Origin of the sequence: Actinotalea subterranea (genome assembly GCF_008364845.1) — a bacterium.
In the GTDB taxonomy this organism is placed as follows: Bacteria; Actinomycetota; Actinomycetes; order Actinomycetales; family Cellulomonadaceae; genus Actinotalea; species Actinotalea subterranea.
Genome location: NZ_VTTP01000002.1, coordinates 362,722 through 387,272, shown reverse-complemented (window position 1 = coordinate 387,272; position 24,551 = coordinate 362,722). Strand labels below are relative to the sequence as shown.

The following is a 24,551-nucleotide window of genomic DNA, read 5'->3' as shown; positions in this document are numbered from 1 at the left end:
GGTTGGTGGGCGTCGTGGCCCGGGGACGGCCCCCGCGTTCGGCACAGTGGTCCCCGTGCTAGCCATCGTGTGCCCGGGCCAGGGCTCCCAGACGCCCGGATTCCTCTCCCCCTGGCTGGACCTGCCCGGCGTCGAGGACCGCGTCGCGGCATTCGCCGAGGCGTCCGGCACGGACCTGCGCACCCACGGGACGACGTCTGACGCGGACACGATCCGCGACACGGCCGTGGCCCAGCCGCTGATCGTCTCCGCCTCGCTCGTGGCCTTCCGTGCGCTCGTGGGCGACGCCGACCCTTCCGGTCTGGTGGACGTCACCGCCGGTCACTCGGTCGGGGAGCTCGCAGCGGCCGCCGTCGCGGGAGTGCTCGACGACGCGGGCGCGGTCGGGCTCGTGGCACGGCGCGCGCGGGCGATGGCGGACGCGGCCGCGCTCGAGCCGTCCGGCATGAGCGCCGTCGTCGGCGGTGACCCGCAGGAGGTCCTCACGGCGATCGAGGCGTGCGGCCTCGTGCCCGCGAACGTCAACGGCGGCGGTCAGGTCGTCGCGGCCGGCTCCCTCCCGGGGCTCGCCCGGCTCGCCGAGGACCCGCCGGCCAAGGCCCGCGTCATCCCGCTCCAGGTCGCCGGCGCCTTCCACAGCGACTTCATGCGGCCCGCGCTCGACGCGTTCGCCCCGGTCGCGGCCGCGTGGCCGGCTGCCGACCCGCGCCTGCCCCTCCTCTCCGACGCCGACGGCGCCGCGTACGGACCGGGCACGCCGGCGGACGGCGTCCCCGCGCACGGCCGGGGCCGCGACGTGCTGGCCCGCCTGGCCGCCCAGGTCGTCGCCCCGGTGCGCTGGGACCTGTGCCAGGAGACCCTCGCCGCGATGGGTGTCACCGGCCTCGTCGAGCTCGCCCCTGCGGGTGTCCTCACGGGACTCGCGCGGCGTACCCTGCCCGGGGTGGAGACGGTCGCGGTCAAGACCCCCGCCGACCTGGATGCCGCGCGTGCGCTCGTCCACCGGCACTCCGGAACCCGCCCGACCACCGAGGAGACCCCGGCGTGACCCGACCCACCCTGACGCAAGCCACCGGACCGGCCCACTCGAGGATCCTCGGCCTCGGCGCCGTACGCGGCGAGAACGTCGTGACCAACGACGACGTCGCCGGGCCGATCGACTCCTCCGACGAGTGGATCCGCCAGCGCACCGGGATCATCACCCGGCGCCGCGCGGGTGCCGGGACCGACGTCGTCGACCTCGCCGAGGGCGCCGCACGTGCCGCGATCGCCGACGCCGGCCTCACGGGCGCGGACATCGACGTCGTGATCCTCTCGACCGTCACCTACTTCCACCAGACGCCCGCAGCGGCGGCGATCGTCGCCGACCGCATCGGCGCGACGCCCGCGGCCGCCTACGACATCTCCGCGGCGTGCGCCGGGTACAGCTACGGGATCGGCCAGGCCGACGCGCTCGTCCGGTCGGGCAACGCGCGCCACGTCCTGGTGATCGGCGCCGAGAAGATGAGCGACTTCATCGACCCGACGGACCGGTCGATCTCGTTCCTGCTCGGCGACGGGGCCGGCGCGGTCGTCGTCGGGCCGTCGGACGTCCCCGGCATCGGGCCCACGATCTGGGGCTCGGACGGCGGTCAGGCCGGCCTCATCGGCCAGACGCACTCGTGGCAGCAGGCCGTCCAGGAGGACCGCGGCTGGCCGACGCTGCGCCAGGAGGGCGCGAGCGTCTTCAAGTGGGCCGTGTGGCAGATGGCCCCGATCGCCGAGAAGGCGATGGCCGCGGCCGGAGTGAGCGCCCAGGACATCGAGGCGTTCGTGCCCCACCAGGCCAACATGCGGATCATCGACCAGCTCATCAAGCAGCTCAAGCTGCCCGAGCAGGTCGTCGTCGGCCGCGACATCGCCGACACCGGCAACACGTCGGCCGCCTCGATCCCCCTCGCGACGGAGCGGCTGCTCCGTGAGGGCCAGGTCGCGAGCGGCGCGCTCGCGCTGCAGATCGGGTTCGGCGCGGGGCTCGTCTACGCCGCACAGGTGGTCGTCCTGCCCTGAGGCGCCGGCCCTGCCCTGGGCGGCGCCCGGACGGGCGTGACGGCGACGAGAACCACAAGACCGCACGACAGCACGACTTCGCGAACGGGCGGGACCCGACCGGGGACCGGCCACCACCACCACCAAGGAGACACCCATGGCGTACAGCGAGCAGGAGATCTTGACCGGTCTGGCCGAGATCGTCAGCGAGGAGACCGGCCTGCCGACGGACTCCGTCTCGCCCGAGAAGTCCTTCACCGACGACCTGGACATCGACTCGCTGTCGATGATGACGATCGTGACGCTCGCCGAGGAGAAGTTCTCCGTGCGCATCCCCGACGAGGAGGTCAAGAACCTCGCGACCGTCGGCGACGCCGTGAGCTACATCAACGGCGCCCAGGCCTGATCGTCCGCACGCCCCGCGCCGGGGCCCGGCAGCACCGGGCCCCGGCGAGCCGCCCCATCCCCCCGTGGCCCCGCACCGTGGCCAGCGCCCGTGACCGATCACCCGCCCTGGAGGACATGTGAGCACCACACCCGACGTCGTCATCACCGGTCTCGGCGCGACGACGCCCCTGGGGGGCGACGTCCCGAGCACGTGGCGCGCGGCGCTCGCCGGCGAGTCCGGCGCACGCACCATGGACAACGACTGGGCGGCCACCTACGAGATCCCGGTGAGCTTCGCGGCCCAGCTGCGGGTCCGGCCCGAGGACGTCCTCAGCCGGCCCGAGATGAAGCGCATGGACCCGTCCGCGCAGTACGCGATCATCGCGACGCGCGAGGCGTGGGCGGACGCGGGCACGCCCGACGTCGACCCGGAGCGCCTGGGTGCCGTCGTCTCGTCCGGCATCGGCGGGATCTGGACGACGCTCGACGCCTGGGACACGCTGCGTGAGAAGGGTGCCCGTCGGGTCCTTCCCATGACGGTCCCGATGCTCATGCCCAACTCCCCCGCCGCCTACGTCGAGCTCGAGCTCGGCGCGCGCGCAGGAGCGCACGCCCTCGTCTCGGCGTGCGCGTCCGGTGCCGAGGCGATCGGCTACGGCGTGGAGATGATCCGCTCGGGCCGCGCCGACGTCGTCGTCGCCGGTGGCACCGAGGCCGCGATCCACCCGATGCCCCTGGCCGCGTTCGCGGCGTCGCGCACGCTGTCCACCCGCAACGACGACCCCGCCGGGGCGTCCCGGCCCTACGACGCCGATCGCGACGGGTTCGTCCTCGGCGAGGGTGCCGGCATCGTGGTCCTCGAGAGCGCCCAGCACGCCGCCGCCCGGGGCGCCCGGGTGTACGCACGCATCGCCGGCGTCGGGCTCAGCTCGGACGGCTACCACATCACGTCCCCCGAGCCGGGCGGCCGCGGGCAGATCTCGGCGATGCGGGCCGCCCTGTCCGACGCGCACGTCTCGGCCTCCGACATCGTCCACGTCAACGCGCACGCCACCTCGACGGTCGTGGGCGACCTCATCGAGGCGCGCGGCGTCCGCGAGGTCCTCGGCGCCGACGCCGACCGGGTCGCGCTGTCCGCCACGAAGTCGATGACCGGGCACCTGCTCGGCGGTGCCGGCGCGCTCGAGACGATCTTCACGGTCCTGGCCCTGCACGACCGCCTGGCCCCGCCGACCATCAACGTGTCCCAGCCGGACCCCGAGCTGGTTCTCGACCTGGTGCGGGACACGCCCCGCGCGCTGCCCGACGGGCAGATCGCGGCCGTGAACAACTCCTTCGGGTTCGGCGGGCACAACGTCGCACTCGTGGTCGCGTCCGTCTGACCCGTCCGGTCGTCCGGTGGGCCGCCCGACCGGACGGTTGACCGCCGGGCGTCCGCCGGACCGCCGTCGTCGCCCGGGGCTCCGTCAGCCCACGCGGTGCAGCCAGCGGACGGGTGCACCGGCGCCGGCGTAGCGGAACGGCTCGAGCTCGTCGTCCCACGCCTGACCGAGCGCCAGGTCGAGCTCGCGGCGCATGCGACCGGCGTCGTGCGCGTGCTCGAGCGCGGCCCGCACACGGTCCTCGGGGACCATGGTGTTGCCGTGCACGTCCGTCGCGGCGTGGAAGATGCCGAGGTCGGGCGTGTGGCTCCACCGGGCGCCGTCGGCGCCGTGGCTGGCCTCCTCGGTCACCTCGTAGCGCAGGTGCGTCCAGCCGCGCAGGGCGGACGTCAGCCGTGCGCCCGTGCCCTGGACGCCCTGCCAGGAGAGCTCGGCACGGAACATGCCCGGGGCCGCCGGCTGCTCGGTCCAGTCCAGCGACAGGCGTGCGTTGAGGACGCCCCCTGCCGCCCACTCGATGTGAGGGCACAGGGCGCGAGGCGCAGAGTGCACGAAAAGTACACCGCGGGTGATGGCACCAGCCATGTCGTCCCTCCTGACGGGTCGAGGTTCGTCTTCCCCAACGACCTCAGTCCCGTGACGGGAGGGCACACGGTCACGCGGCGTGCTGTGCCCAGCATGCCCGATGACGGCGCCTCGGCGCCAGCAGGAACCGCCGGAGCCGCCCGAGCAGTCTCGAGCCGCCGTCGCAGCGCGAGCCGCAGTCGCAGCGCGAGCCGCAGTCGCAGCGGGAGGCCGTCGCAGCGCGAACGGCCGTCGCCGTCAGGCGAGCTGCTCCCGCATCGTCCGCATGGCCTTCTTGCGGACCGAGCGCTCGAGCCGATCGAGGTAGAGCATCCCGTCGAGGTGGTCCACCTCGTGCTGGAGGCAGCGGGCCATGAGCTCGGTGCCCTCGACCACGACCTCCTTGCCGTCCAGGTCCTCACCGACCACGCGCGCGTACCAGGCACGCTTGGTCGGGTACCACAGGCCCGGGACGGACAGGCAGCCCTCGTCACCGTCCTGGTACTCGTCCTCGGACAGCTCGACGATGCGCGGGTTGAGCACGTAGCCCAGCTCGTCGTCGATGTTCCAGGAGAACGCGCGCAGCCCGACGCCGATCTGGTTGGCGGCGAGGCCCGCGCGACCCTCGTGGTCGACGGTCTCCAGCAGGTCCGCGACCAGCGACCGCACGCGCTCGTCGATCACCGTGATCGGCTCGCACGGGGTGCGCAGGACGGGGTCGCCGACGACGCGGATGTCTCTCATGGCCATGGGTCCCATGCTCCCACGATCACGGCGGAGCCGACGGACCGGCACACGCAGCCCGTCGGTTGACCGCGCGGCCCGTCGACGGCGCGCCTACGCTCGGCAGGGTGCGAGGCGCCACTGCGCGCACCAACGGACGGAGGGACGTTCATGCGGACGAAGGCAGCATTCCTGATCGGCGGTGCGGTGGGCTACGTGCTCGGCACCCGCGCGGGCCGGGAGCAGTTCGAGAAGATCCGGTCCTCGGCCAAGTCCCTGTGGGAGGACCCGCGGGTCCAGGACACGGTGTCCGAGGCCACCGACTTCGTGAAGGACCGGGCCCCCGAGGTCAAGGACAAGGTGGGCGGTGCGGTGAAGTCGGCGAGCGACGCCGTCCGGTCGAAGACCGGTGGCGGGGACGACTCCGGCACCCCCTACGGGACGACGTCGGGGACCTCCGGCACCTGACCGCCGCGCGGCCGGGCGGGGCGGCTGCCCTCCTCGGCCGGCACGGGCACACTGTGTCCCGTGAACCCTGTTCTGCTGGCGCTCGGCGCCGTCCTGACCCTCGGCGGGGCCGGGCTCCTGGTCGTGGCGTTCCGCCACGGTCAGGCCGGTCGGACGGACGCCGAGCGTCGTACGTTCCGGCTCGCCGTCGCCGGCCTCGCCGCGGGCTCGCTCGCGCTGCTCGCGACGGTCGTGCTCTCGGGCGCGTGACGCGCACGCCCGACGGGCGCTGCCGCCGGCGAACGACGACGCGTGGCCACCGTGGGACGAGCCACGGCGGCCACGCGTCACACCCGCGGACGTCGTTGGCCGCGGGAGCCTGGGGACGGACTCAGGCGGCGCGGTCCCCCGCCCCGTCGTCGGTCCGCTGGACGAGGTGCTGCGGGTACGCCACGAGCGTCAGGAACGTCGGGTAGTCGTCCGTGAGCGCGACCTGACGCAGCACCTCCTCGGCGTCGTCGAACCTGTCGCCGGGCGACCGCGTGAGGTCCGTACGGACCGCCGCGAGCAGGCGCTCGACGTACTCCGCCGTGATGGTCGCGCCCTCGGCGGTGACGGTTCCCTGGTGGATCCACTGCCAGATCTGCGAGCGCGAGATCTCGGCCGTCGCGGCGTCCTCCATGAGGTTGTCGATCGCCGCGGCACCGACGCCGCGCAGCCAGGACTCGAGGTACCGCAGGGCCACGGAGACGTTGCCGCGCACGCCGGCCTCGGTGACGCTGCCCCCAGCCGACTGGATGTCGAGCAGGTCCGCGGCCGTCACCCGGACGTCGTCGCGCTGCCGCTCGAGCTGGTTCGGCCGGTCGCCGAGCACGCGGTCGAACACCTCCCGCGCGACGGGCACCAGGTCGGGGTGGGCGACCCACGTGCCGTCGTAGCCCGCACCCGCCTCCCGCTCCTTGTCGGCCCGCACCTGCTCGAGCGCGCGCCCCGTGACCTCCGGGTCACGGCGGTTGGGGATGAACGCCGACATCCCGCCGATCGCGTGCGCGCCCCGGCGGTGGCACGTGGCCACCAGCAGCTCGGTGTACGCCCGCATGAACGGCACGGTCATCGTCACCTGCGAGCGGTCGGGCAGGACGAACCGGGGCCCGCGGTCACGGAAGTTCTTGATGACGCTGAAGATGTAGTCCCAGCGCCCGGCGTTGAGCCCCGCGCAGTGGTCGCGCAGCTCGTAGAGGATCTCCTCCATCTCGAACGCCGCGGTGATGGTCTCGACGAGGACGGTCGCGCGGATGGTGCCCTGCGGGATGCCGAGGTAGTCCTGGGCGAAGACGAAGACGTCGTTCCACAGTCGCGCCTCGAGGTGCGACTCGAGCTTGGGTAGGTAGAAGTACGGCCCGCGCCCCGAGTTGATGAGCCGCTGCGCGTTGTGGAAGAAGTACAGCCCGAAGTCGACGAGGCTCGCCGACGCGCTGCACCGCTGCCCGGCGCGGTCCGTGAAGCGCAGGTGCTTCTCGGCGAGGTGCCAGCCGCGGGGGCGCATGACGATGGTCGGCGTCGTCGGGCCGACTCGGTACTCCTTGCCCTCCTCGCTCGTGAAGTCGATCTGGCCGCGGATCGCGTCGTACAGGCTGTGCTGGCCGCCGACGACGTTGTGCCACGTCGGCGACGTCGCGTCCTCCTGGTCGGCGAGCCACACCCGGGCGCCCGAGTTGAGCGCGTTGATCGTCATCTTGCGGTCGGTGGGTCCCGTGATCTCGACCCGGCGGTCCTCGAGTCCGGGGCCGGCGCCGGCGACGCGCCACGTGGGGTCGGTGCGGATGTGCGCCGTCTCGGGCAGGAAGTCCGGGTCGACGCCGTTCGTGAAGCGCTCGCGGCGCCGCTGGCGCTCCAGGAGCAGGTCGTGGCGCGGGCCGAGGAACCGCACGTGCAGCTCCGTGAGGAAGTCGATCGCGCCGGGTGTCAGGACCTGTGCCGTACCCGGGACGTCGTGCCCGAGCACCTCGATCTGCGGGGTCATGGTGGGCGTGCTGCTCGACCGGCCGGTCGAGCCTCGCTCGGTCGTCGTCGTGCTCATGGTCGTCTCCGATCGTGGTCCCGGATGGTCCGGGCGGTGCCGTGAAGGTCGGTGGTGCGGGCCGTCGTCGGGCCCGTGTGCTCGCCGGGCGGGTGCGGCGGCGGGTGCGCCGGGATCCGCGGGTGCGGCCGGCACGGTGGTGCCGGCCGCCCCGCGTCGGGCGCGCTGGACGGGTCAGTGCGTGAACTGGGCCGTCTCGGTCGAGCCCGCCATCGCCGTCGTCGCGCTCAGCGGGTTGAGCGTGGTGGCCACGCGGTCGAAGTACCCGGTCCCGACCTCGCGCTGGTGGCGCGTCGCCGTGTAGCCGTCGGCCTCCGACGCGAACTCGGCCTCCTGGAGCTCGACGTACGCGCTCATGCCGCGCTCGGCGTAGCCCCGGGCGAGGGAGAACATCGAGTGGTTGAGCGCGTGGAAGCCGGCCAGGGTGATGAACTGGAAGGCGTAGCCGTAGGACGCGAGCTCCTTCTGGAAGCGCGCGATCGTCGGGTCGTCGAGGTGCGCGCGCCAGTTGAACGACGGCGAGCAGTTGTAGGCGAGCAGCTTGCCCGGGAACTCGGCGTGCAGCCGCTCGGCGAACTCGCGTGCCAGCACGAGGTCCGGCTCGGAGGTCTCGACCCAGATGAGGTCGGCGTACGGCGCGTACGCCTTGGCCCGCGCCACGACCGTGTCGAGACCGGGTGTGACCCGGAAGTAGCCCTCGCTCGTCCGCTCCCCCGTGAGGAACTCGTGGTCGCGCGGGTCGGCGTCGGACGTCAGGAGGTCCGCCGCGAGCGCGTCGGTCCGCGCGACGACGACGGTCGGGACGCCCGCGACGTCGGCCGCGAGCCGGGCCGCGCTGAGGGTCCGGACGTGCTGCGAGGTGGGCACGAGCACCTTGCCGCCCAGGTGCCCGCACTTCTTCTCGGCCGCGAGCTGGTCCTCCCAGTGCACGCCCGCGGCACCCGCGGCGATCATCGACGCCATGAGCTCGTAGGCGTTGAGCGGGCCGCCGAAGCCCGCCTCCGCGTCGGCGACGATCGGGGCGAGCCAGTCACGGGTCGGTGCGCCGCTCTCGGCCGTCTCGAGCTGGTCGGCGCGCAGCAGCGCGTTGTTGATGCGGCGCACGACGGCGGGGACCGAGTTCGCGGGGTACAGGCTCTGGTCCGGGTACGTCTGGCCCGAGAGGTTCGCGTCCGCGGCGACCTGCCAGCCGGACAGGTAGATCGCCTTGAGGCCGGCGCGCACCTGCTGCACCGCCTGGTTGCCCGTGAGGGCGCCGAGCGCGGGCACCCACTCCTCGGTGTGGAGCAGCTCCCACAGGCGCTCCGCACCGCGCCGCGCCAGGGTCGGCTCCTCACGCACGGAGCCACGCAGGGCGATCACGTCCTGTGCGGAGTAGTCGCGGCGGATGCCCCTCCAGCGGGGGTCCGTCTCCCACTGCGCGGCGAGCTCGGCGGCGGTCTGGACCTGGTCGCCAGGGCGTACGGCCGGCCGCCGGGTGGCCGTCCCCTGCTCCGTGGACGGTCGGGTCGTGGTCGTCGCGGTGCTCACGATGATGCTCCTTCTGCTCGTCGTCGGGCTCTTGTCACCACCGTGACGGAAGGTCAACCGGTCTTCACCACCCGATCATCGAAAAGAATCGGGAAATTTCACGTCCGTAGAAGGTGGTGGGCGCGCGGGCCGTCTGCGACCGTGAGGTCATGGCACTCGTCGACCAGAGGTTCCCGGCACCCGTCGCCCCCGGACCGGCTGCCGGTGCCGCAGCCGCGGACCACGCCGCGGTCGCGGACCCGCTCGTGATCGGGCGCAGGGTCCGCCACCTGCGCACCGCGCGTGGGATGACCCTCGAGGACCTGGGCGCCGCCGTCGGACGCGCGGCGTCGCAGATCTCCGTCCTGGAGAACGGGCACCGCGAGGCCAAGATCTCGGTGCTCCACCGCGTCGCGGCCGCGCTGGACGTCCCCCTGAGCGAGCTGCTCGACGCCGAGGCCCCCAGCCCGCGCGCGGCGCTGGAGGTCGCGCTCGAGCGCGCGCAGCGCGGCCCGCTCTTCGCCTCGCTCGGCCTCCCCCAGGTCAAGGTCGGCAAGTCGCTGCCGACGGACGCGCTCGAGACGATCGTGCGGCTCCAGGAGGAGGTCCAGCGACTCCTCACCGAGAACGCCGCGACGCCCGAGGAGGCCCGCCGGGCCAACGCCGAGCTGCGCGCGACCATGCGCGCCCAGGACAACTACTTCCCCGACCTCGAGGCGCACGCACGCGACCTCCTCGCGGCTGTCGGCCACCCCGGCGGGCCGCTCTCGCAGCGCGGCACGGCCGAGATCGCGGCGCACCTGGGGTTCACGCTGCACTACGTGCACGACCTGCCGCACTCGACCCGCTCCGTCACGGACCTCGAGCACCACCGCATCTACCTGCCGCACGCGCTGACCACGTCGAGCGACCCGCGCTCACCGCTGCTCCAGGCCATCGCGAGCCACGTGCTCGGGCACACGGAGCCGCGCGGCTACGGGGACTTCCTGCGCCAGCGCGTCGAGACCAACTACCTCGCCGCCGCGCTGATGCTGCCCGAGGAGGGCACTGTCGACATGCTGCGCGAGGCCAAGGCCGCGCGCCGGCTGTCGGTCGAGGACCTCCGCGACGCGTTCGCCGTCACGTACGAGACAGCCGCGCACCGCTTCACGAACCTCGCTACTCGGCACCTGGACATCCCCGTGCACTTCATGAAGGTCCACGAGAGTGGCACCCTGCACAAGGCGTACGAGAACGACGGCGTCGACTTCCCGAGCGACCCGTTGGGCGCGATCGAAGGCCAGCCCGTGTGCCGGCGCTGGACGGCCCGCGTGGTGTTCGCCATCCCGGACCGGTTCAGCCCCTACTACCAGTACACGGACACCCCTTCGGGCACCTACTGGTGCACGTCGCGCGTGCAGGGCTCGCCCGACGGCGAGTTCTCGGTGAGCGTGGGCGTCCCGTTCGGGCACGTGCGGTGGTTCCAGGGCCGGGAGACCACCGAGCGGTCGCGGTCGCGGTGCCCCGAGCCGAGCTGCTGCCGCCAGCCGCCCGCGGCGCTCGCCCAGCGGTGGTCCGGCCACTCGTGGCCCAGCGCGCGGCCGCACGCGAGCATGCTCGCGGCCCTCCCGACGGGCGTGTTCCCCGGCGTCGACCAGACCGAGGTGTTCACGTTCCTCGAGCGGCACGCGCCCGGCGACGCCTGACGCCCGCCGTAGCGCCGTGGCCGACCGACCGTGGGGCCTGCCGACCCCAGCAGCCCTGGCTCAGGCCTCGGAGCAAGCCGCAGGCCCCCTACCTGGCGGGTCTCAGGGCGCGCCACCCGAGATGGTGAAGTAGTAGACGCCGATCGCGGCCGAGACGAGCGCGGCGCCCCCCAGCGAGGCAACGATGAACCATCGTGGCCGGCCCGCGAGCCACGCCGCGACCGGGACCAGGAGCGGGAAGAGCGGCAGCATGAACCGCAGGGGCGAGAGGTAGAACGCCCCGCCCTGGCCGATCGCGAGCAGGGTGCCGAGCACCAGGAACGTGAGGACCGGCAGGGGCGGGCGGCGCAGCGCCGCGAGGACCGCGAGCGCCACCGCCGCCAGGACGGCGACCGCGAACACCATCTTGGTCGGGTTCGAGGCCTCCGTCATGGTCGTCCAGACCCACCGCGCGAACGTCGCCCCGCCGTCGTACCGCACGCGCCAGCCCTCCGACTGCGTGATGAACCAGGCGTCGAGGCGGCCCGCCGAGAGCCCGATCAGCGCGAGCGAGCCGAGCGTGCCGAGCGGGGCGATCGCGAGGGCCACGAGGCTGCGCCACTCCCGCCGTCGGGCGATCGCCTCGAGCACCGCAACCCCGACGGCCGCGACGACCACGATGCCGGTCGGCCGTGCCGCGCCCGCGAGGGCCGCGACGACGCCCGCCCAGACCCACTGCCGCCGCAGGAGCAGCAGGAGCGTGCCGGCGGCTGTGAGCGTGAACAGCGCCTCGCTGTACGCGACGGACAGCACGGAGGCCGTCGGGAACACCGACCAGCAGCAGGACACGAGGATCGCCACCCGGTCCCCCACGTAGTGCCGGCACACGAGCGCGATGACGACGGCGGCGCCCGTCGAGCACGCGAGCACCTCGACCTGCGCGGCGAGCCAGTACGGGATCCCGAGCGCGGTGAGCGGGCGCAGGAGCATCGGGAACAGCGGGAACATGGCCGCGGGGTTCGTCACGACATGGCCGGCCTCGTTCACGGGCAGCTCGGTCGGGTAGCCGCCCGCCACGATCTGGCCGAACCACTTGCCGTCCCACCCGGTGACGACCTCGGCGTAGGAGCGACCGTCCCGCAGCGCCCCGACGACGAGCGCCGTGACCGTCAACGCGCGGGTGAGCAGGTGGAAGAGCAGTGCGGGCCCGACGAAGGCCCACGCCCCACGCGAGCGGTCCGGCGTGCGGTGCTCCGCGCCCAGCACCACGGTCGACGCAGCCATGTCGCTCCCAGCCTCCCCCGTACCCGGGCGTCGGCCGACGGAGTCGCTCCGGGATCTCGTCAAGGTAGCGCCGGGCCCCGTGCCGCGAGAAGGGTTTCGTCCGGATATGACCCGGTTGACGCAGCGTGCGGCCGCTTCCGAGCGGTTGTCCACAATCGCCGTGACCCGCGCTCGCGTGTCACGGCAGGATGCTGACCATGACGCGAGAGCACCTGTCCGACCGCCTGATCAGCTGGGCGTCCATCCTCGAGCCCAGCACGCGCGAGCAGGCCGTCCGCACGTCCACCATGCCGTTCATCCACCCTCACCTCGCGCTCATGCCGGACGCCCACCTAGATGTTGTCTGGACGACTCACCAAGGCGTTGCGTGACCCTCTTCATGTGCGCGCTGGATGGGCCCCCGGCGTCCAGGTGAGGTGCCGCGTGCCGCTCGACCTTGGACCTGGAAGGGACAAGCCTCCCGCGTCCCGGCCCACCGATCCCCTGAGCGAGCGCCCCGGGGATGGGGCGCCTTTTCGCGCGCACGAATGGCTTGAGCGAAGGGCGGCCGCGCCGCCGATCAACGCGCGTAGGTTGCCCACCCAAAAGCGCGCAGCCGCCCGCCATTCGGCGGTCAACACGAAGCCCTTCTGTGGCCGATGACGAGCGCGCTACTCCGCGCGGCGGGTGAGTGTCGTTGTGGTACGCGCCGTAAGGGCACCCGCGACGCCCACGACGATCGGCAGTCCGACGAGTACCGCGATGATCGGGCCAGGCGGCACAGCGAGGGCCGTGAGTGGATTGGACTCCAGATACGCCTGGTTCCGCTGTGCGGTCAGGAAGAGCCAGCCAAGGGCAAGGCCGGCTGGGACGCCGCACAGTGAGCCTGCTGCCGCGACGAGGCCCGCTTGGCTGCCGGCGAGTCGGCGGCGAGTTCGCGGGGACGCACCGACCGCTTCGAGGGTGGCAAGGTCGGATTGCGCCTCGTGGGCCGCGAGGGCGGTCATGGCCCAGGTCACGAGTAGCACCGCCAAAGCACCCGCGGCGATGAGCGCGTAGTCCGTCCCGTCATCGGCGAACCGCGGACCGCCGAGCTCGACCTGCCCGTTGAGGGCCTCCTGGACCTGCGCGACGTCTCCTGCTCCGAAGCGCTGTTCGGGGATGACGAGGGCGCCAACGGTCGTCGCCGTCAGCCCCAGGTCCTCAGCGACCGATTGGGGCAGCACGACTGGCGCGTACCGCCAGAGGGCTGGGACAACCGTCGCGGAGACGGTGGTCGACCGGCCCTGCGACCGCAGCGCCACCGTGCCATCTGCACCGAGGACACGCCGGGAGGGTACGAGCGCTGAACCGTCACCGACCGCGTCTACGGCGCCCGCGCCCAGTCCCAGCGCGGTGACCAGTTCCGGCGTGCCTACGAGAGGCCCGTACATGGTCAGGGCAGAACCATCCGCATCGACGAAGGCCGGTCCGGAGGGGCCGACCTCGATGTGTGTGAAGTCCTCCGCTCCGATCGCCACCGTGAGCGGGACAACGTCGCGGATGTCCCTGAGCGCCTGCGCTGCGGTGCGAAGGTCGTCGACCGACTCGACGGTGTCATCGAACAGGACGAGCGCTGATCCGATCGGCGCGACAAGCCTGTGCCGTGCGGCTTCGTCGGCGTGCTGGGTCGCGGAGTAGGTCAGGGCCGCGACTGCCCCCGCGATCATGACCGCCGCTGCGGCCACGGCCGGGAGAACGCGCGTGCGGCTGCGCGCGGCGTCGCGAAGGACGTACGCGGTCACCACGTTCCGGAGCGGGACCCGGCCCAGCGCGCCCAGGGCCGCCCCGACGAGCCCGAGCAGCCCTGCCTCGGCCAGGACGACACCGGTGACCATCGCACTCACCGTCTGGCTGCGGGCGCCTGCGAACGCCAACGGCACGCCACCTGCGAGCAGGGTCACTCCAAGCGTGGCCCACACCAGCAGCCGGCCGGGCGCGGGCGCGGCCGTCGCCGGTGCGGCGCGAAGCGCCGCTGTGGGCGACTCGCGCAGCACGCGTCGGGCGGGTACCCACGCGACCAGCGCGCACAGCAGAACGTTGAGTGCCACGACCGCGCCCACGGTGGGCACGACCGCAGCGATCTCTTGCAAGGTCGGCGGAGCCATCAGCAGTCCGAGTGTCAGAGCCGCGACGCCGCCGATCCCGGCCCCGAAAGTCGCAGTCACCACAGCCGGCCCAAGCACGATTCGACGGATGTCAGCGGGGCGCGCGCCGGTCGCCGCAAGCACACCAAGCTCTCGCGTCCGGCGGCGCAGGCTGATCAGGAACGCGGGAGCGACCAGGACGAGAGTCTGCAGCAGCGCGAGCGCGCCGACCGCTGTGAGGATCGCGACCGTCGCGTCGTCGACGGACACCTGCGTGTTGAGGTCGGCAGCGCTCGTCAGAGTCACTGAGCCGCCAGGCGTGGTGACCCGGGCCACCGTCGAGGCCGTGAACCCAACGACTGCGGTCGCGATCGCGACTGACAGGACGACGAGTGCGGTCCGGACGCGGTGGGCCCGCACGTCCCGCCGGCCCAAGAGGACCGCGAGCCGCCAGCGAGCCAGGACCCGAGACACCGACGTGGGCGACGCGTCGCCTTGCAGTTGCACGGGCCGGGCGTCAACGGTCACCACGGTCGACCACCGCCTTCGGCGAGCAGAGCGCCTGGTCCCATCGCGATCGCCTCGTCCACCACGGTGCCATCCACGAGGAAGATCGTGCGGTCCGCCCAAGCCGCGAGCCGGGCGTCGTGCGTCACCACGACAGCGGCCGCGCCGGCGTCCACCCGACCACGGAGCACCCGCATCACCTCTTCGCCCATGACCGAGTCGAGGGCGCCCGTCGGCTCGTCGGCGAGGACGACACGCCTTGGACCGACGAGCGATCGGGCGATGGCGACCCGCTGCTGCTGGCCGCCGGACAGCTGTCCGGGGAAGCGGCTGGCTAGGTTCGCGACGTCGAGCTGCGCGAGCGCCTCGACCGCCTCTCGGCGCGCTGTCTTCGGGGGCACCCCGTCGAGCTCGAGCGGAAGCGCGACGTTCTCGAGCGCCGTGAGCAGCGGCATGAGGTTGAGATCCTGGAAGACATACCCGACGCGACGGCGCCGCACGCGGGCCCTGCCTGCGCGGTCCATCGCTGCTAGGTCGTCTCCGGCCAACATGACCGAGCCGCTCGTGGGCGCGTCAAGGCCCCCGAGGAGGTGCAGGAGCGTTGACTTGCCCGAACCGGAGGGGCCCATGACCGCCACGAGCTCGCCGAGCCGCAGATCAAGGTCGACGCCGCCGAGGGCCGTTACCGGTACTGGCCCGCCGGTGTGCACGCGGGTGAGGCCCCGTGCGCTCAGCACCACAGGGCCACGGGAAGCGGCCGCGCCCCCGAGCTCGCTCACCTGTCACCACGAGCGACGACACGCTCACGCTCCGAAGCGAGAGTGCTGGCGGCCGCATCCGCGGGGTGCGCCGCGCCCGCCCGGGTCAGTCGCGCCTGGACGTGATCGAGCCAGCGCATCTCTGACTCGGCGGCGAACACGTAGTGGTCGAGCAGCAGCTGCCACGCCACGTCGTCGGCTTGCGGCTCCCCCCGCAACCGCGTCAGCGCCTGCAGCCACCGCATCGTCTCCGTGCGCTGTGCGCGGACGATCGCCTGGACCTCCACCCCAGGCAGCGTGACCGCGAGCGCCAGCTTCATCGCCAGCTCATCGCGTGCTGGGACGCCTCGTTCGACCGGTGCCGCCCACCACGATTCGAGCTCCGCCCGGCCACCGTCTGTGAGCGCGTAGTGCGGGACGTCGCCGTCGCTCGGAACTTCCGCAACCAGGCCATCACGCTCCAAGCGGTCGAGGGTCGTGGAGACTTGGCCCATGTTGAGCGGCCAGGTGCGGCCGGTCCGGCGCTCGAACTCCTGACGGAGCGCGAAGGCGCCCACAGGCGCGGTGCCGAGGAGGGCGAGAAGAGCATGTCGGACGGACACGGATTCACCTCCGGTTATCGGGTAACCAGGAGGTTACTGCGTAACCGCGCGTGCACCGCGGAGTTGTCGTGCCTGGCGTGTCGCGCGGCGTAGCGACTCAGCACGCTCCCGGCAGCACGAGTGGATCCAGGAGCGCCAGCTCGCCGACCCCGTCTCCACGTACGTCTGCCGGAACTGCGCCGAGCAGGTGCGGGGCTGCAACACCTGCGACGAGGTCCTCACGATGTCCATGGCCACCTGCGAACGCTGCATCCAGCGCGCCAGGCGCATCCTCGAGGACATCGTCCACGAAGCCGAGACCGTGCCCTTCCACGTCGCCGAGTTCATGGGCCTACGCGCCGTCCGCTACGACGGCGTCCGCGTCACCACCAGCGACGACGACTCCCGCCTGCCTTTCGGCCTCGACCGCGTCGTCGAAGCCCCCGAGGGCCACCGCATCGAAGCCGCGAAGCGACCAGGGTCCGCGATCGACGTCCTCGTCGGGTGGGCCTGCACCTGGGCCGACGTCCTCGGGAAGCCCTACAACGGCGGCTGGTCGGGGTGCCTCCTCGAGCACACCGTGTGGGCCGCGCAGAACCCCGACGTGTCCGGGTGGTTCGACTACCTCGGTGAGGCACGCCGGGGCCGTACCACGGTCCGCCGGCTGCTCAGCATCAACCCCGAACGCCAGGCCGCACCGTGCGTGCACTGCGGTGGCCGCATCGTCCAGGAGTGGACCGCCCGGGCCTCGCGACCAGCTCCGGCGCCGGGTGCGGCCTGACTGGCGGGACCGGTCATGGCTGCAGTACGCGAACCTCCACACCGTCCACGAGCTCCCCACGACCCACCCCGACGCCCTTGTGACGATCACCGAGGCGAAGGACATGTCCAAGGGCACCCGCGCGGCGCGCTCGCTCGACACGTCAGTGCGGCGTGGGAGCCTGCCAGTGGCCCGTGATGGCAACGGGTCGCTCATCCGCAACGAGCGCGGGGAGCCGCTCCACCTGCTTCGCACCGTCGCGACGCAGGTCACCTAAGGGAAGGAAGCTCCGTGAGGCTTGACGAGATCCGTGACCTCATCATCAACAGCGACCGCGAGCGCGACTGGCACGACGTAGCCGTTGGCTCGTACTTCAAGGACGTGCCAGACGTCGACGAGGACACGTTCGAGTGGCACGGCTCGCTCATCGTCTACAAGCCCGATGTCGACCTCACCATCCAGTGGGGCATGCGCGCCCGACAGCACCTGAGCAAGGTCACCGACGCCAAGAGCCTGTGGGAACGCCGGGGCGCGTTCCCTGACCCGTCGGTCTCGGTCGTGCACGCAGACGTGTTCTGGGCAGGCTCACTCATCGATCGGGTGTACGTGGTCCACGTCGACGGTGGCCGCGCGATCTTGCCGCTCGGCGACCGGAAGGCGCTGAACCTCGACCCGGATGCGCCGCGCCCCCAGGACATCGAGTGGGAGTACTCGGCCAGCGGCTGGGAGACGGGCCTCGCGCGCCTACTCGATGGGGACAGAGACTTCGAGCGGTACTTCGACCAGCTCGGCATCGTCGTAAGGGACTGACGGCACCTCGTTGCCCAGACCGCGTGGTCTGTGGAAAGCTGACACCGTTGCGTGGATATCTCGCGCCCAAGGCCCGGCGAGCACCAACCGCTCCCGGGCCTTCCTCAGCCCCGCCAGGAGCCGACACCCCAACCAGCCGCCACGAGCGGCCCGCCGCGCGCACCGCGGAAGGGCGGGAACCACGTCAGTCGTCCACCCGCGGAGCCGCGACGCCAGCCTCGAGGAAGCGGTCGAAACACGCTTTGGTAAGCGGGCCCCTGACATACACCTCGCTGTTCTCGTTCAGCGACCAGCGATGGCGGTCCGACACGGCAAGATCGCTTCCCAAGCGCCGCTGCGTGAGTGCGTGCCGCTCTAGCGTGGCGATTGCCGGACGCCGGAGCTGACGAAACCCGGAGACCTGGCCCAACCGATCAGGTGACACGATGATCATGTGCCCAGGGCGTTCCGAGTCGCTTCGGAGCAGGTACTCGATCATGCGTAGGTGTGGCGCCTCGAGCTCGCTGAGGATGCCGACCCAGTAGATCTCCTCGTCGACAAGCGCGTCGTCATCAACGAGCGCACCCGTGGCCAGAGAATGACCGAGAACCCGGATGCGCCTCTCCCATGCACTTCGGTAGGCGCCCTGAATCGCTACGGCGAGGAGCTGTGTGCGCCGCTCATCTCGGATCAGCGCATCAACCAGCTCCTCAGGCGACACTCCAGCTGTCGCTGCTGCCACACCGACCGTCGCGGCCGCACGCTGCTGCATCCGATGCGCTGCCGCTTTCGCCCCCGCCGACGCAGCCGGAGCTGCACCCGCAGCGAGGACACCGAGCGCGGGATCGGCGACTGCGGCGCCAGCCGCCAGCAGGCCTACGGACGCGTCGATCGCAAGCTGTAGCGCCCGGCTGTCGTCATGCTCCACGCAGCACACCCTGCCGTGGCCGGATGGCGGCGTCTACGTCCCCGGGAGGGCCCGGTGTCGCTCACCTGGCTCGAGCACGCCGCGCGGGCCTTCGGACCCCCGCCCGCACCCCGCTGGCCAACCCCCGCGGACATGGCCGCCGAGCTCGACCCCAGGTTCCGCCGCCCCCCCTCGACCACATCAACCAGGCCATCACCGAGACCCTCGACACCCTCGACGGGCGCCTGATCGTGTCCATGCCCCCACAGGAGGGCAAGTCCACCCTCACCACCAAGTGGACCCCGGTATGGCACCTGCAGGACCGGCCCGACGCGCGCATCGTTGTTGCGTCCTCCGTGGGCCGTAGAAGAGCCGGAGCAACGCAGCGCGGGCGCGAGCGATGGTGGACGGCGCGTTCGTCGCGGACCCCCTCGGGAGGATCCGCCGGATGCGCCTTGGATGCAGTCCTGGGTACAGGGCCTGCATTGACCAAGACGCATAGTCCCAGTTCAGTAGTGGTGGGCCAGGTGGGGCTTGAACCCACGACCGACGGATTATGAGTCCGCTGCTCTGACCGGCTGAGCTACTGGCCCGCGCGGCAAGGCTACGGGACTACGGTCGTCGGGTGCCGCACGTCCTGGTCGCCGGTCCGGCGTCGTGGAACACGCTCGTCGACGTGGACGCGCTCCCCGCCCCGCGGTCCCACACCGCCATGGCCCGCGGGCACCGTCGGTCGCTCGGCGGGACGTCGGCCGGCAAGGCGCTCACTCTGGCCCGCCTCGACGTCCCGGTCACGCTGCGCACCGCGCTGGGTGACGACGACGCCGCCGAGCAGATCGTCGTCGCCCTCGGTCATCCGCTGCTCACGCTCGCGGGCGAACGCAGGCCCGGGGCGAGCGAGCAGCACCTCAACCTGATGACGCCCGACGGCGGGCGGCTGTCGATCTACCTCGACCTCCCGCCGGACCCCGGACCGCCGTCGCGGGAGGTCGACACGCTGCTCGGCACCGCGGACGTGGTCGTCGCAGACCTCGCGGGTCACGTGCGCGACCTGCTGCCCACCATCCGCTCCCGCGCGCGGGAGGTCTGGTGCGACGTGCACGACCACGACGGCGTCGCGGAGTTCCAGGCTCCGTTCGTGGAGGCCGCGGACGTCCTGGTGGTGTCCACCGAGCGCCTGCCGGACCCCCGGGCGTACCTCGCCGAGCGCGTCGCGGCGGGGACACGCTGGGTCGTGTGCACGGCAGGAGCGCGCGGTGCCCTCGCCCTGGGCCGTGACGAGGGCTGGCTCGAGGTCCCCGCGGTCCCCGCCGTGCAGGTGGTCGACACGAACGGCGCCGGCGACGCGTTCGTGGCCGGGATGCTGCGCGGCCACCTGGACGGCCTCCCGCTCGAGGCGTGCCTGCGCCTGGGAGCCGCGGCGGGTGCGCTCGCGGTCGCCTCGGCCGGCCTCGTGGCCGACGTCGGGCTCGCACAGGTGCGCGCGCTCGCCGGGCTGGACTGACGCCGGGTTAGGTTGGGCGCATGGCACTGCTGCGGCGAGGACCCCACCTGCCCGACGACGTCCGGTCCCGGCTCGACCTCCGGCGCGGCGAGCGCGTCGTCGCGATCGGCGAGCTGACGCAGGGGTGGGCGGCCGCCACCCTCCGGGGCCTCTACATCGCACTGACCGACCAGCCGGTGACCCACCGCGCGTGGTCGGACGTGGACGGCGCACGCCTCAACGCCGCCGAGGCCGAGCTCACGCTCACCTGGGTCGACGGTGCGCAGCCGACGACGCTCCACCTTGCCGACGACCGCTCCCCCGCGCTCGCACGGACCGTCCACGAGCGCGTGCAGGCGTCCGTGGTCCACACCGAGAAGGTCACGCTGCCCTCGGGGGCGGTGGTGCGCGTGGCACTACGCCGCGACCCCGACCAGAACCTCCTGACCCAGGTGCTGGGGACCGGGGACGTCGACCTCACGGACCCCGCGACCGCGGAGCTCGTGGACGCCGCGGAGGCCCGGGTGCGCGAGGCGGCGGGCCTCACCTGAGGCATCGGGCCGGCCCACAGGCAGGCCGGCCGTAGACGACCCGCCCGGCCGCGACCGATGTCTGGACACCCGCGCACATCGGGTAGCATTGCGAACCGCGATCCCGCGTAGCTCAATTGGCAGAGCATCCGACTGTTAATCGGACGGTTACTGGTTCGAGTCCAGTCGCGGGAGCACAGGACGAGACGCACATCAAGGCCCCGCCTCGGCGGGGCCTTCCTGCGTTCACGCGCTGCGTCACGCCCCCGGTCGGATACCGATCGCGCCGCCGCCGCCCCTCGAACGGGTAAACACAAGGTCACAGATCAGTAACAATCAAGATCTGGTAAAACCGCAGGTCAGACGCCACTCGCCGACCTTCAGACCCGTCGATCGAGCCCCGATCGGGCCGATCGACGCTGGACCTCGGACCCGATCCGCGACATGGTGGGGCCCGACCTGATCAGCGATCGGTCGGCATGATCCGGTGCCCAGGCACTGCGTCCGACGCCCCTCGAGGGCGTGTCGCGTCCCCGCCGAGACCCTCTTCGGCAGGACGCCCCGAGGCGCGCCCGTGGCCCGGACGTGGACGCTCCCCCAGGCGCCCGCCGGACGATCCACCTCGGCCGCCCACGACCCCGTGGGCGCTCGCACCTCGGGAGAGCGTGCCGCGCGCGGTCCCCCGCGCTGCCGAGGACCGACACGAGCGAGACGAGAGCCACGTGACCGCACTCCGCGCCGAAGGCGTGTACAAGGTCTTCGGCCGCCGACCGGCCGAGGCCGTCCGGCGGCTCCAGGCAGGCCAGACCCGTGACGAGGTCAAGGACCACGGCACCGCAGCCGTCATCGACGCGAGCTTCGAGGTCGCCGACGGCGAGACCTTCGTGGTCATGGGCCTCTCCGGCTCGGGCAAGTCCACCCTCATCCGGATGCTCAACGGGCTGTGGCGGCCGACCGCCGGCCGCATCCTCCTCGGCGACGCAGACCTGTCGACGATCACGCCGCGGGACCTGCGCGCGCTGCGCCAACGACGCGTCTCCATGGTGTTCCAGCACTTCGCGCTGCTCCCCCACCGGACGATCATCGACAACGCCGCCTACCCCCTCGCCCTCCAGGACGTCGACCGCACCGAACGGCGGCGACGCGCAGGCGAGGCGCTTGAGATGGTCGGTCTGGCGGGTTGGGAGGACCACCTGCCGTCCGAGCTGTCCGGCGGCATGCGCCAGCGGGTCGGCCTGGCGCGCGCCCTGGCGGCAGGCACCGACGTGCTCCTCATGGACGAGGCGTTCTCCGCGCTCGACCCGCTGATCCGTCGCGAGATGCAGGAGCAGCTGCTCGAGCTCCAGCAGACCCTCGGCAAGACCATCGTGTTCATCACGCACGACCTGAACGAGGCCATGCACCTCGGCGACCGCATCGCCGTCATGCGTGACGGGCGCATCGTGCAGATCGGTACCTCCGAGCAGATCCTGTCCGACCCCGCGAACGACTACGTCGCGCAGTTCGTCGCCGACGTCGACCGCACGCGCGTCCTCACGGCTCGGTCCGTGATGGTCCGCCCCGCAGCCGTCGTCACGACCGGCGCCGGCCCCCGGGTCGCGCTCCACGAGATGCGCGCGGCGCAGGCGACCGCCGCCTACCTCGTCGACCGCGACCGCACCCTGCGCGGCGTGCTGCGCGACCAGGACGTCGTCGCGGCACAGCGCGCCGGCACGGAGTCGCTCGTCGACCTCACGTGCGACGAGGTCACCCCCGTGCACGTCGACGCTCTCCTGGCAGACGTCTTCGCACCCTCGGCAGAGACCCCGCTGCCCGTCCCCGTCATCGACGACCGGGGCCGCCTGGTGGGCGTGATCCCGCGGGTCACCCTCCTCGAGGCGATGTCCCCACCGGTGGTCGAGCCGTCGTCACCCGACCCGGCACCGGCCGACGAGTCCGCGGCGGTGCCCGCATGAGCGCCACCGACCTCGAGCTCCGACTCCCCCTCGGCGACTGGGTCGAGGCCGGCGTGGACGGCCTCATCGCGACGTTCGGCGGCTTCTTCGACCTGGTCAAGACCGTGCTCGTCGCCTGCTTCGACAGCCTTGAGCTGGTCCTGGCGACGCCGCCCATGTGGCTCGTCGCCCTCGTCCTCGCCGCGATGGCCTTCGCGGCGAAGGGCTGGAAGCTCGCCGTCGGCGCGCTCGTCGGCTTCGTCGTCGTGCAGGGCGTCGACCAGTGGGACAACGCCATGGCGACCCTCGCCCTCGTGCTCGTGGCGAGCGTCATCGCACTCGCCATCGGCATCCCGCTCGGGATCTGGGCGGCGCGGGACGATCGCGTGTCGAGGGCCGTGCGACCGGTGCTCGACTTCATGCAGACCATGCCGGCGTTCGTGTACCTCATCCCGGTGGTGATCATCTTCCTCACCGGCGCGGTGCCCGGCATCGTGGCGACCATCGTGTTCGCCCTCGCACCCGGTGTCCGTTTCACCGAGCTCGGCATCCGCGGGGTGGACAAGGAGGTCGTCGAGGCCGGCCACGCCTTCGGCTCGACGCCGGGCCGGATCCTGCGGCAGATCCAGATCCCTCTCGCGCTGCCGACGATCATGGCCGGCGTCAACCAGGTGATCATGCTCGCCCTGTCGATGGTGGTCATCGCGGGCATGGTCGGTGCGGACGGTCTCGGCCGCGACGTCGTCTCTGCCCTCTCACGCGTCAACGTCTCGCTCGGGTTCGAGGCGGGTCTGTCCGTGGTGATCCTCGCGATCTACCTCGACCGGCTCACGTCGGCGCTGGCCGACCGTTCCCCGGTGGCGCGAGCCATGAGGGTCACCGCCGCCTGATCCACAGCCCAGGGTCACCCCGCCCGATCCCCCGGCTCGAGCCACCCGGCCCGACCACGGCACACCCCCGGCCCCGTCGAGGGGCCGCCAACCCCGGCGGTCCGCCGCCACGAAAGGAAGCGATGACTCATCGCACCCGTCACACCATGACCGCAGCTGCCTCCGGCGTGGCCGTCGCGCTCGCGCTGACCGCCTGCGCCGGCGGCTCGTCCGACGACGAGGCGCAGGGCGCCGGTACGTCCGGCGACCAGGAGGACATCACGATCGCCATCCACAACGGCTGGGACGAGGGCATCGCCGTCTCCTACCTGTGGGCGAACCTCCTCGAGTCCGAGGGCTACTCGGTCGAGCTCGAGATGGCCGACCCCGGCCCCGTGTACACGGGCATCGCGGGCGGCCAGTTCGACGTGAACTTCGACATGTGGCTGCCCATCACCCACGAGGACTACCTCGAGAAGTACGGCGACGACATGGAGCAGCTCGGCTCCTGGTACGACGACGCCAAGCTCACCATCGCCGTGAACGAGGACTCGTCGATCACCTCGCTGAGCGAGCTGGGCGACGCGGCGGAGGCCTTCGACAACCGCCTCGTCGGCATCGAGCCCGGTGCGGGCCTGACCCGCATCACCAAGGAGTCGGTCATCCCGACGTACGGCCTCGAGGGGATGGAGTTCATCGAGTCCTCCACGCCCGCCATGCTGGCCGAGCTGACCGGCGCCGTCGACGCCGAGCGCGACGTCGTCGTGACGCTGTGGCGCCCGCACTGGGCCTACGACGCGTACCCCATCCGGGATCTCGAGGACCCCGAGCTCGCCCTGGGCGAGGCCGAGCGCATCGAGATGGTCGGCCGCACCGGATTCGGCGAGGACTTCCCGCAGCTCGCCGGCTGGCTCGCGGAGTTCACGCTGACCGACGAGCAGCTGTTCTCCCTCGAGAACATCATGTTCAACGAGAACCAGGGCGAGGACAACGAGGCCTCCGTCGAGCAGTGGCTCGAGGAGAACCAGGAGTTCTTCGAGTCCATCAAGGACGCCGCCGGCGAGGCCTGAGCCGGATCGGCACCCGATCGTCACGGCACCGTTCGGGTGCCCCACGTGAGGACGCCCCCGGCTCGCGACGCATGCGGTCGCGAGCCGGGGGCTTCTCCGTTCTCAACGTATAGCTCACGGGGGGTCTTGCGGCAAGGCCCCCGTCGTGCCGCAGACTCGTCGGCCGGTGCCCGGGGCGGGCACCAGCGGC

The 24,551-nt window shown here is 72.2% G+C and carries 24 protein-coding genes, 2 tRNA genes and 1 pseudogene; 17 read left to right on the top strand and 10 right to left on the bottom strand.

Annotated elements, in window-relative coordinates:
- The first annotated feature begins 55 nt into the window (after positions 1-55).
- From FZ988_RS04750 to FZ988_RS04735, 4 genes are all read left to right on the top strand, one after another.
- Positions 56-1,048: an ACP S-malonyltransferase gene (locus FZ988_RS04750; protein ID WP_149202850.1), complete on the top strand. Its 993-nt coding sequence runs from the start codon at positions 56-58 to the stop codon at positions 1,046-1,048.
- Positions 1,045-2,049: a beta-ketoacyl-ACP synthase III gene (locus FZ988_RS04745; protein WP_149202849.1), complete on the top strand. Its 1,005-nt coding sequence runs from the start codon at positions 1,045-1,047 to the stop codon at positions 2,047-2,049. The genes FZ988_RS04750 and FZ988_RS04745 overlap by 4 nt, the downstream gene beginning before the upstream one ends.
- Before the next feature lie 136 nt (positions 2,050-2,185).
- Entirely contained in the window at positions 2,186-2,434 is a 249-nt protein-coding gene (locus FZ988_RS04740; protein WP_149202848.1) for an acyl carrier protein, read from the top strand.
- A gap of 118 nt (positions 2,435-2,552) precedes the next feature.
- A complete protein-coding gene (locus FZ988_RS04735) occupies positions 2,553-3,797 on the top strand; it encodes a beta-ketoacyl-[acyl-carrier-protein] synthase family protein (protein ID WP_149202847.1) in 1,245 nt (414 codons plus the stop codon).
- 84 nt (positions 3,798-3,881) lie between these two features.
- Here the strand turns inward: FZ988_RS04735 and FZ988_RS04730 are convergent, their stop codons facing one another.
- The gene (locus tag FZ988_RS04730; protein WP_149202846.1) at positions 3,882-4,382 is read right to left on the bottom strand and encodes a DUF3145 domain-containing protein; all 501 of its coding nucleotides are present in this window, start codon (positions 4,380-4,382) and stop codon (positions 3,882-3,884) included.
- 237 nt (positions 4,383-4,619) lie between these two features.
- Positions 4,620-5,111: a peptide deformylase gene (gene def / locus FZ988_RS04725; protein WP_149202845.1), complete on the bottom strand. Its 492-nt coding sequence runs from the start codon at positions 5,109-5,111 to the stop codon at positions 4,620-4,622.
- A gap of 144 nt (positions 5,112-5,255) precedes the next feature.
- Here def and FZ988_RS04720 point away from each other — a divergent pair, with 144 nt between their 5' ends.
- Positions 5,256-5,552, top strand: a complete 297-nt coding sequence (locus FZ988_RS04720; protein WP_149202844.1) for a YtxH domain-containing protein — start codon at positions 5,256-5,258, stop codon at positions 5,550-5,552.
- A gap of 60 nt (positions 5,553-5,612) precedes the next feature.
- The gene (locus FZ988_RS04715; RefSeq protein ID WP_149202843.1) at positions 5,613-5,801 is read left to right on the top strand and encodes a hypothetical protein; all 189 of its coding nucleotides are present in this window, start codon (positions 5,613-5,615) and stop codon (positions 5,799-5,801) included.
- A 121-nt stretch (positions 5,802-5,922) separates the two neighbouring features.
- On the opposite strand, the gene aceB is transcribed toward FZ988_RS04715, so the two are convergent.
- Both aceB and aceA read right to left on the bottom strand, forming a co-directional pair.
- Positions 5,923-7,554 (bottom strand): malate synthase A, encoded by a 1,632-nt coding sequence (gene aceB / locus FZ988_RS04710; protein WP_149203085.1) that lies wholly within the window; start codon positions 7,552-7,554, stop codon positions 5,923-5,925.
- 231 nt (positions 7,555-7,785) lie between these two features.
- Complete coding sequence (gene aceA, locus FZ988_RS04705; RefSeq protein WP_149202842.1) at positions 7,786-9,141, bottom strand: isocitrate lyase; 1,356 nt, start codon at positions 9,139-9,141, stop codon at positions 7,786-7,788.
- A 149-nt stretch (positions 9,142-9,290) separates the two neighbouring features.
- Here aceA and FZ988_RS04700 point away from each other — a divergent pair, with 149 nt between their 5' ends.
- Entirely contained in the window at positions 9,291-10,805 is a 1,515-nt protein-coding gene (locus FZ988_RS04700) for a helix-turn-helix transcriptional regulator (RefSeq protein ID WP_149202841.1), read from the top strand.
- A 102-nt stretch (positions 10,806-10,907) separates the two neighbouring features.
- On the opposite strand, the gene FZ988_RS04695 is transcribed toward FZ988_RS04700, so the two are convergent.
- On the bottom strand, positions 10,908-12,068 hold the full coding sequence (locus tag FZ988_RS04695; protein WP_149202840.1) for a hypothetical protein: 1,161 nt from the start codon (positions 12,066-12,068) through the stop codon (positions 10,908-10,910).
- A gap of 197 nt (positions 12,069-12,265) precedes the next feature.
- On the opposite strand from FZ988_RS04695, the pseudogene FZ988_RS04690 reads away from it, so the two are divergent.
- Positions 12,266-12,403, top strand: a pseudogene (locus tag FZ988_RS04690) (RtcB family protein); the annotation flags it as partial.
- A 315-nt stretch (positions 12,404-12,718) separates the two neighbouring features.
- Here FZ988_RS04690 and FZ988_RS04685 read toward each other — a convergent pair.
- Genes FZ988_RS04685 through FZ988_RS04675 form a run of 3 tightly spaced genes read right to left on the bottom strand, consistent with a single transcriptional unit; the run spans position 12,719 to position 16,040 of the window.
- Positions 12,719-14,704: an ABC transporter permease gene (locus tag FZ988_RS04685; RefSeq protein ID WP_188078970.1), complete on the bottom strand. Its 1,986-nt coding sequence runs from the start codon at positions 14,702-14,704 to the stop codon at positions 12,719-12,721.
- The gene (locus tag FZ988_RS04680) at positions 14,698-15,459 is read right to left on the bottom strand and encodes an ABC transporter ATP-binding protein (protein WP_425457943.1); all 762 of its coding nucleotides are present in this window, start codon (positions 15,457-15,459) and stop codon (positions 14,698-14,700) included. Before FZ988_RS04680 ends, FZ988_RS04685 begins: the two co-directional genes overlap by 7 nt.
- A complete protein-coding gene (locus FZ988_RS04675) occupies positions 15,456-16,040 on the bottom strand; it encodes a PadR family transcriptional regulator (protein ID WP_149202838.1) in 585 nt (194 codons plus the stop codon). Before FZ988_RS04675 ends, FZ988_RS04680 begins: the two co-directional genes overlap by 4 nt.
- Positions 16,041-16,263: 223 nt before the next feature.
- On the opposite strand from FZ988_RS04675, the gene FZ988_RS04670 reads away from it, so the two are divergent.
- From FZ988_RS04670 to FZ988_RS04660, 3 genes are read left to right on the top strand one after another with little or no spacing between them, the layout of a single operon-like run.
- Entirely contained in the window at positions 16,264-16,800 is a 537-nt protein-coding gene (locus FZ988_RS04670) for a hypothetical protein (RefSeq protein WP_149202837.1), read from the top strand.
- Positions 16,790-17,056, top strand: a complete 267-nt coding sequence (locus FZ988_RS04665) for a hypothetical protein (RefSeq protein WP_149202836.1) — start codon at positions 16,790-16,792, stop codon at positions 17,054-17,056. Before FZ988_RS04670 ends, FZ988_RS04665 begins: the two co-directional genes overlap by 11 nt.
- A 14-nt stretch (positions 17,057-17,070) precedes the next feature.
- Positions 17,071-17,589: a hypothetical protein gene (locus tag FZ988_RS04660; RefSeq protein ID WP_149202835.1), complete on the top strand. Its 519-nt coding sequence runs from the start codon at positions 17,071-17,073 to the stop codon at positions 17,587-17,589.
- 184 nt (positions 17,590-17,773) lie between these two features.
- On the opposite strand, the gene FZ988_RS04655 is transcribed toward FZ988_RS04660, so the two are convergent.
- Together FZ988_RS04655 and FZ988_RS04650 are read right to left on the bottom strand one after the other, a co-directional pair.
- Positions 17,774-18,496, bottom strand: a complete 723-nt coding sequence (locus FZ988_RS04655) for a hypothetical protein (RefSeq protein ID WP_149202834.1) — start codon at positions 18,494-18,496, stop codon at positions 17,774-17,776.
- Positions 18,497-18,991: 495 nt separating this feature from the next.
- A tRNA-Ile gene (locus FZ988_RS04650) sits at positions 18,992-19,068 on the bottom strand.
- 32 nt (positions 19,069-19,100) lie between these two features.
- On the opposite strand from FZ988_RS04650, the gene FZ988_RS04645 reads away from it, so the two are divergent.
- From FZ988_RS04645 to FZ988_RS04620, 6 genes are all read left to right on the top strand, one after another.
- Entirely contained in the window at positions 19,101-19,979 is an 879-nt protein-coding gene (locus FZ988_RS04645; RefSeq protein WP_149202833.1) for a carbohydrate kinase family protein, read from the top strand.
- Between the two features lie 20 nt (positions 19,980-19,999).
- On the top strand, positions 20,000-20,509 hold the full coding sequence (locus tag FZ988_RS04640) for a hypothetical protein (protein ID WP_149202832.1): 510 nt from the start codon (positions 20,000-20,002) through the stop codon (positions 20,507-20,509).
- Between the two features lie 101 nt (positions 20,510-20,610).
- A tRNA-Asn gene (locus FZ988_RS04635) sits at positions 20,611-20,683 on the top strand.
- 527 nt (positions 20,684-21,210) lie between these two features.
- Positions 21,211-22,443, top strand: coding sequence for a quaternary amine ABC transporter ATP-binding protein (locus FZ988_RS04630; RefSeq protein WP_246169210.1), 1,233 nt, complete (start codon positions 21,211-21,213; stop codon positions 22,441-22,443).
- A complete protein-coding gene (locus FZ988_RS04625; protein WP_149202830.1) occupies positions 22,440-23,312 on the top strand; it encodes an ABC transporter permease in 873 nt (290 codons plus the stop codon). The genes FZ988_RS04630 and FZ988_RS04625 overlap by 4 nt, the downstream gene beginning before the upstream one ends.
- A gap of 146 nt (positions 23,313-23,458) precedes the next feature.
- A complete protein-coding gene (locus tag FZ988_RS04620) occupies positions 23,459-24,361 on the top strand; it encodes a glycine betaine ABC transporter substrate-binding protein (protein WP_246169209.1) in 903 nt (300 codons plus the stop codon).
- The last annotated feature ends 190 nt before the right edge of the window (positions 24,362-24,551 follow it).

Excerpts from the sequence above, each read along its gene's own strand:
- FZ988_RS04740 (WP_149202848.1), top strand. The coding sequence starts at position 2,186 with ATGGCGTACAGCGAGCAGGAGATCTTGACCGGTCTGGCCGAGATCGTC.
- FZ988_RS04730 (WP_149202846.1), bottom strand. The coding sequence starts at position 4,382 with ATGGCTGGTGCCATCACCCGCGGTGTACTTTTCGTGCACTCTGCGCCT.
- def (WP_149202845.1), bottom strand. The coding sequence starts at position 5,111 with ATGGCCATGAGAGACATCCGCGTCGTCGGCGACCCCGTCCTGCGCACC.
- FZ988_RS04720 (WP_149202844.1), top strand. The coding sequence starts at position 5,256 with ATGCGGACGAAGGCAGCATTCCTGATCGGCGGTGCGGTGGGCTACGTG.
- aceB (WP_149203085.1), bottom strand. The coding sequence starts at position 7,554 with ATGACCCCGCAGATCGAGGTGCTCGGGCACGACGTCCCGGGTACGGCA.
- FZ988_RS04700 (WP_149202841.1), top strand. The coding sequence starts at position 9,291 with ATGGCACTCGTCGACCAGAGGTTCCCGGCACCCGTCGCCCCCGGACCG.
- FZ988_RS04695 (WP_149202840.1), bottom strand. The coding sequence starts at position 12,068 with ATGGCTGCGTCGACCGTGGTGCTGGGCGCGGAGCACCGCACGCCGGAC.
- FZ988_RS04670 (WP_149202837.1), top strand. The coding sequence starts at position 16,264 with ATGTCCATGGCCACCTGCGAACGCTGCATCCAGCGCGCCAGGCGCATC.
- FZ988_RS04640 (WP_149202832.1), top strand. The coding sequence starts at position 20,000 with ATGGCACTGCTGCGGCGAGGACCCCACCTGCCCGACGACGTCCGGTCC.
- FZ988_RS04625 (WP_149202830.1), top strand. The coding sequence starts at position 22,440 with ATGAGCGCCACCGACCTCGAGCTCCGACTCCCCCTCGGCGACTGGGTC.
- FZ988_RS04620 (WP_246169209.1), top strand. The coding sequence starts at position 23,459 with ATGACCGCAGCTGCCTCCGGCGTGGCCGTCGCGCTCGCGCTGACCGCC.